Consider the following 1,345-nt stretch of genomic DNA (forward strand, 5'->3'; position numbering starts at 1 on the left):
ATCATAAAGCGAGCCCACCGTCACCGACACCGTCGCGGTCCGGCTCTCGGTACCGTCCGACACCGCGTAGGTAAAGCTGTCAGAGCCGATATAGCCCGGATCGGGCGTATAGAGGATCTCGCCATTGACCAGAGAGACCGAGCCATTGGCCGGGGTCGCGCCCGAGATATCGATGCTCAGCGCGTCGCCATCGGCGTCACTGTCATTGGCCAGCACATCGATCGAGACCGCCACATCGGGATCGGTGGTGGCTGTGTCATCCTGCGCATCCGGCGCGTCATTGACCGCGTCCACCGTCACCGAGACCGTGCCCGCCGAACTCTCCTTGGTGTCGCTGAGCGTATAGCCGAAGCTGTCCACCCCGTTGAAATCCGCATCCGGCGTATAGGTCGCAACCCCGTTTGCCAGGGTCACCGAACCATGCTCGGTCTCGACCACGCCGACGGTGCCGGGATCGTCGAAAGCGCTGGTCAGCGCGGTCACGCTCAGCGGGTCGCCATTGGCGTCGCTGTCATTGGCCAGCAGGTCGATCGCCACCGTCTGGTCTTCGTTTGTGGTGGCGGCATCGGGGGCGGCCACCGGCGCGGCGTTGGTCTCATAGACCGTCACCGTCACGGTGGCGGTGTTGCTGGAGGTGCCGTCCGAGGCCGCATAGGTAAAGCTGTCCTCGCCGACAAAGCCGGGATCGGGCGTATAGACGATCTGCCCGTTCGAGACCGAGACCGACCCGTTTGCAGGCGTCGCGCCCGAGATATCGATGCTCAGCGCATCACCATCCGCGTCGCTGTCATTGGCCAGCACGTCGATCTGGATCGGGCCGTCCTGCTCGCCGCTGGTTGCGTCATCCTGCGCCACCGGCGCATCCGGCGTCGGCGCCACCGTGACGGTGACCGTGGCCACCGCCGTGCCGCCCTGGCCGTCCGAGACCGTGTAGCTGAAACTGTCATCGCCACTGGCATCCGCATCCGGCGTGTAGGTCAGCTGATCGCCATCGATCACCACCGTGCCGAACTGGCCCTGGCCCACCGACTGGATCGACAGCACGCCGCCATCGCTGTCGCTGTCATTGCCCAGCACATCGATGGTGACGCTCTGGTCCTCGTCCACGCTGGCCGCGTCATCCACCGCATCCGGCGCCGCATTGGCGCTGGCCGTCAGCAGCCTGCCGTTTGCTTCCATATCGGCTTCGGTTCCGGCGAGGTTTTTGACGCCGGTGAGCAGGGCGACCTGGACGAAGCCGCTGGCACCGTCGGGGTTGATCTCGAGCAGCGTGTCATTGCCAACCGTGGTGAAGCGCACGAAATCCGTGATCGTGTCAACGCCCTGGGTGTAGCCCACCAGCGCG

At 65.3% G+C, this 1,345-nt stretch carries 1 protein-coding gene; it reads right to left on the reverse strand.

The features are described from left to right. Nucleotides 1–1,345 (reverse strand): Ig-like domain-containing protein (locus Q5Y75_RS28315; protein ID WP_306203642.1); only part of this gene is annotated, 1,345 nt, incomplete at both ends.

It is taken from the genome of Ruegeria discodermiae (assembly GCF_030758345.1).
Lineage (GTDB): Bacteria > Pseudomonadota > Alphaproteobacteria > Rhodobacterales > Rhodobacteraceae > Ruegeria_C.